6 protein-coding genes are annotated in these 3,927 nt (G+C 60.6%); 5 read left to right on the top strand and 1 reads right to left on the bottom strand.

Going from position 1 to position 3,927, the window contains the following annotated elements; genetic code table 11:
• Positions 1-817: phosphoenolpyruvate carboxylase (locus DBR24_RS33120; protein WP_256591706.1), on the top strand; the 817-nt coding region annotated here is incomplete at its 5' end.
• A 106-nt stretch (positions 818-923) separates the two neighbouring features.
• On the opposite strand, the gene DBR24_RS21130 is transcribed toward DBR24_RS33120, so the two are convergent.
• The gene (locus DBR24_RS21130) at positions 924-1,127 is read right to left on the bottom strand and encodes a hypothetical protein (RefSeq protein WP_128615721.1); all 204 of its coding nucleotides are present in this window, start codon (positions 1,125-1,127) and stop codon (positions 924-926) included.
• Between DBR24_RS21130 and adk the strand changes: the two genes are divergently transcribed.
• From adk to DBR24_RS21110, 4 genes are all read left to right on the top strand, one after another.
• Entirely contained in the window at positions 1,117-1,767 is a 651-nt protein-coding gene (adk, locus tag DBR24_RS21125) for an adenylate kinase (protein WP_123465030.1), read from the top strand. The two genes, DBR24_RS21130 and adk, sit on opposite strands and share 11 nt — an antisense overlap.
• A gap of 93 nt (positions 1,768-1,860) precedes the next feature.
• Complete coding sequence (tsaB, locus tag DBR24_RS21120; protein WP_128615720.1) at positions 1,861-2,535, top strand: tRNA (adenosine(37)-N6)-threonylcarbamoyltransferase complex dimerization subunit type 1 TsaB; 675 nt, start codon at positions 1,861-1,863, stop codon at positions 2,533-2,535.
• A gap of 221 nt (positions 2,536-2,756) precedes the next feature.
• Positions 2,757-3,065, top strand: coding sequence for a hypothetical protein (locus DBR24_RS21115; protein ID WP_123465034.1), 309 nt, complete (start codon positions 2,757-2,759; stop codon positions 3,063-3,065).
• On the top strand, positions 3,065-3,925 hold the full coding sequence (locus tag DBR24_RS21110) for a DUF72 domain-containing protein (protein WP_123465036.1): 861 nt from the start codon (positions 3,065-3,067) through the stop codon (positions 3,923-3,925). The genes DBR24_RS21115 and DBR24_RS21110 overlap by 1 nt, the downstream gene beginning before the upstream one ends.
• Positions 3,926-3,927: the final 2 nt, after the last annotated feature.

The following is a 3,927-nucleotide window of genomic DNA, read 5'->3' as shown; positions in this document are numbered from 1 at the left end:
TCGCACTACCGAGCAGGGGGAAATGATTCGTTTCAAATTTGGCCTGCCGGACATCGCCGAGCAGAACCTCAATCTGTATCTGGCTGCCGTGCTCGAAGCAACGCTGTTGCCACCACCGCCACCGACGCCCGAGTGGCGGCATCTGATGGACGAGTTGGCGGCGGACGGGGTCAGTGCCTACCGTGCGGTGGTGCGGGAAAATCCGCAGTTCGTCGAGTATTTCCGCCAGTCCACCCCGGAGCAGGAGTTGGGGCGTCTGCCGCTGGGCAGTCGTCCGGCCAAGCGCCGTGCCGGTGGCATCGAAAGTCTGCGGGCGATTCCGTGGATCTTCGGCTGGACGCAGACGCGATTGATGTTGCCCGCGTGGCTCGGCTGGGAGTCGGCGCTGAGCAAGGCGCTGGAGCGCGGTGAAGGTCAATTGCTCGGGCAGATGCGCGAGCAGTGGCCGTTCTTCCGCACGCGCATCGACATGCTGGAAATGGTCCTGGCCAAGGCTGACGCGGACATCGCGCTGTCTTACGACCAGCGTCTGGTCGAGCCGGACTTGCTGCCGTTGGGCGCGCAGTTACGCGACCTATTGTCGCAGGCGTGTGCGGTAGTGCTCGGCCTGACCGGTCAGTCGCAACTGCTGGCACATAGCCCTGATACGCTCGAATTCATCCGTCTGCGCAACACCTACCTCGACCCGCTGCATCTATTGCAGGCCGAACTGCTGGCGCGTTCGCGGCAGCAGAATGTCGAGCAGGGCAGCCCGGTGGAACAGGCGTTGCTGGTGTCTGTGGCGGGGATTGCCGCCGGTTTGCGAAATACCGGCTAAGGTTTTTTCCGTAGGATGCGGCAGCCGATGCATGCCTCGGCTGTCGTTTGCTGCACAGGGGAAATGTGCCGCCAGGCGACAGTTAATGATGGGGTTGCGACTTGGGTCACCGTGTCGCAAGGTCGCGGCGGGCGTCGGTTTCTCCGACTTTTGGCGTCTTGTGTGGGCGCAGCCTGCTGTGTATCTTGATCAGCCTTTGGCCGTTTGTGTGGCCACGACCCGTATTTTCAGGATTCGCCGCCAAGTAGCGAATCCTTTGTTTTGTAAAGCTTTTATATAAAAAATTGAGGAGCACATCGATGCGCGTCATTCTGCTGGGAGCTCCCGGGGCCGGTAAAGGTACTCAGGCAAAGTTCATCACCGAAAAATTCGGCATTCCGCAAATCTCCACTGGCGACATGCTGCGTGCTGCGGTCAAGGCCGGCACCGAGCTGGGCATCAAGGCCAAGAGCATCATGGATGCCGGTGGCCTGGTGTCGGATGACCTGATCATCGCGCTGGTCAAGGATCGCATCGCTCAAGCTGACTGCGCCAATGGCTTTCTGTTCGACGGCTTCCCGCGCACCATTCCGCAGGCCGAAGCGCTGGTGACTGCCGGTGTCGAACTGGACGCCGTGGTTGAAATCGCCGTTGAAGACGAAGAGATCGTGCAGCGTATCGCCGGTCGTCGTGTGCACGAGGCCAGCGGCCGCGTTTACCACATCGTCTACAACCCGCCGAAAATCGCTGGCAAAGACGACATCACCGGTGAAGAACTGGTACAGCGCAAGGACGACACTGAAGAAACCGTGCGTCATCGCCTGTCGGTCTACCATTCGCAGACCAAGCCGCTGGTGGACTTCTACCAGAAGCTGTCCGCTACCAATGCCGGCAAGCCGAAGTACAGCCACATCCCGGGTGTCGGTTCGGTTGAAGCCATCACCGCCAAGGTCCTTGAGGCGCTGAGCTGAAAAAGCTGATTCTGCTGCATCATCCACGGCCCGCTTGCGGGCCGTAGTTGTTTATACTGACGCACCTTTTTCCCACCTGTTTTGGATACATCAATGAGCACCTTGCTGGCCCTGGACACCGCGACTGAAGCTTGCTCCGTTGCCTTGCTGCATGACGGCAAGGTCACGAGCCATTACGAGGTGATCCCGCGCCTGCATGCGCAAAAGCTGTTGCCGATGATCCAGCAACTGCTGGCCGACGCCGGCACCACGCTGCAAGCGGTGGACGCCATCGCGTTCGGTCGCGGCCCGGGTGCATTCACCGGTGTGCGGATCGCCATCGGTGTAGTGCAGGGGCTGGCGTTTGCCCTCGACCGTCCGGTGCTTGCGGTGTCGAACCTGGCGGTGCTGGCGCAACGGGCTCATCGCGAGCACGGCGTCAGCCAGGTTGCAGCGGCCATTGATGCGCGGATGGATGAAGTGTATTGGGGCTGCTACCGCGAGACTGCCGGCGAGATGCGTCTGGTCGGTGCCGAAGCGGTGTTGCCACCCGAGGTTGCAGCGCTGCCGCAAGACGCCAGCGGCGAGTGGTTCGGTGCCGGTACCGGTTGGGGCTACGGCGAGCGTATTGCCGTCAAACCGAGCGGTTCCGATGCGGGCATGTTGCCTCATGCCGAAGACTTGCTGACCCTGGCGCGCTTCGCCTGGGAGCGCGGTGAGTCGATCCCGGCCGATGACGCGCAACCGGTTTACCTGCGCGACAAAGTCGCCACCCCCAAGGCTCGCTGATCAATCAAAACGGCGAGGTCCATTGTGGCGAGGGAGCTTGTTCCCTCGCGACAAAAACACTCACCCGCAATTCAGTGCCTTATTCCAAATCCTGCCAATCGTCAGTTTCCAACCCCGTGCTTTAAACCTTTTGCGCTTTATGTGTTCTAGTTATCACTCGGCGATTTGCTAAGTCGGTCAGGTGCCGCTAAATTGCCATCATTGATACCGAGCATGAATTTATGCGTATAGACGGCGTTTCCTCTCAGTCCTATCCCATCAAGCGCAAGCCTCGCAAAGGCAATGTGGCGCTGGATGAATCCGTCGACGATATCGACGGCGAGCTGGAGTTCCCGACTGAAGAGCAACTGGCCGCCCGTGCTGCCAAAGCCTCGGCACAACGCCTGAGCAATCTGCCTGCCCGTCAGCAAGACATGATTTATCACCGTGCGATGAAAAAGAGCGTAGCGATGGCCTTGGCCAGTTACCTGAGCACCGCCGGTTTTGTCGATTGGGATGCAGACGTGCTGGGCCTCGATTTGTACATCTGATGGCGCTGCCTTACTACCTCGGTTGCCCGTCCTGGAGCGAAAATGCCTGGCGCGAGTATCTGTACCCGGTAGACGCGAAAACCTCCGACTTTCTCGGTCTCTATTCCCAAGTGTTCAACGCCGTGGAAGGCAATACGACCTTCTACGCCAGCCCGTCGCCGGCCACCGTGCAGCGCTGGGCCGAGGTCATGCCCGAGCACTTTCGCTTCACCGCCAAGTTCCCCGGCGACATCAGCCACAGCGGTGACCTGCGCGAGCAACTGACCGCCGCCGAAACCTTTTTGCAGTTGATGCAGCCGCTGGGCGGACGCGTCGCGCCGTTCTGGCTGCAACTGTCGAAAAGCTTCACGCCGCAGCGTCTGCCGGAATTGGCGGGGTTCATTGATGCGCTGGATTGCCCGCTGGCGGTGGAAGTGCGTCACGAGCAGTTCTTCGCCAAGGGCGAGAGTGAGCGCCTGCTCAATCGTCTGCTGCTCGACCGTGGCGTCGAACGCATCTGCCTCGATCCGCGGGCGCTGTTCAGTTGCCTGTCGACCGAGTCTTCGGTGATTCACGCGCAGTCCAAAAAGCCCCGTGTGCCGACGCGCCCGGCGGCCTTCACGCAGTCCCCGCAAGTGCGCTTCATCGGGCATCCCGAACTCGAAGCCAACGATCCCTTCCTCGTGCCGTGGGTAACAAAAATCGCCGAGTGGATCGAAGAGGGCCGCACGCCTTATATCTTTCTGCACACCGCCGACAACCTGCTGGCGGCGAAACTGGCGCAACGTTTTCACACGCAATTGATGCAACGTTTGCCTGGCCTGCCATCGCTGCCTGAGCTATACAGAGAACCCGCCGCCGAGCAACTTGGCCTGCTCTGAGG

Origin of the sequence: Pseudomonas sp. HMWF006 (assembly GCF_003061205.1) — a bacterium.
GTDB classification, from domain to species: domain Bacteria; phylum Pseudomonadota; class Gammaproteobacteria; order Pseudomonadales; family Pseudomonadaceae; genus Aquipseudomonas; species Aquipseudomonas monsensis.
This window is presented reverse-complemented; position numbering and strand designations above follow the sequence as displayed.

Bases quoted from the DNA above. Each gene is read 5' to 3' on its own strand.
- adk (WP_123465030.1), top strand. From the start codon at position 1,117: ATGCGCGTCATTCTGCTGGGAGCTCCCGGGGCCGGTAAAGGTACTCAG.
- DBR24_RS21130 (WP_128615721.1), bottom strand. From the start codon at position 1,127: ATGACGCGCATCGATGTGCTCCTCAATTTTTTATATAAAAGCTTTACA.
- tsaB (WP_128615720.1), top strand. From the start codon at position 1,861: ATGAGCACCTTGCTGGCCCTGGACACCGCGACTGAAGCTTGCTCCGTT.
- DBR24_RS21115 (WP_123465034.1), top strand. From the start codon at position 2,757: ATGCGTATAGACGGCGTTTCCTCTCAGTCCTATCCCATCAAGCGCAAG.
- DBR24_RS21110 (WP_123465036.1), top strand. From the start codon at position 3,065: ATGGCGCTGCCTTACTACCTCGGTTGCCCGTCCTGGAGCGAAAATGCC.